Here is a 238-nt window from a genome sequence, read left to right as displayed (position 1 = left end):
CTACGAACCCGCCAAACCGGGTAAACCGGCCGGCAAGACCATGATCCCGTTGACCCTCAACCGCGACGATCCGGTGGTGCAGGCCAAGCTCAAAGTGGCGCGGCATCGCGAGTTCATCTTCGGCCGCTCCGACGGCACCGATGAAGAACCCTGGACCATCAAGACCGACGGCGGTTTCGGCTACCGCATGGACCCACGCCGGATCAGCGCCGCTCCGCAACTGGCCAATGGCCCGACC

At 65.1% G+C, this 238-nt stretch carries 1 pseudogene; it reads left to right on the top strand.

The annotated features are described in order from the left end of the window. Positions 1-238, top strand: a pseudogene (locus VC35_RS29865) (Ig-like domain-containing protein); the annotation flags it as partial.

The organism is Pseudomonas fluorescens (genome assembly GCF_000967965.1).
In the GTDB taxonomy this organism is placed as follows: Bacteria; Pseudomonadota; Gammaproteobacteria; order Pseudomonadales; family Pseudomonadaceae; genus Aquipseudomonas; species Aquipseudomonas grandcourensis.
Note: the sequence above shows the minus strand (reverse complement) of the source record. Positions and strands in the feature narration are given on the sequence as shown.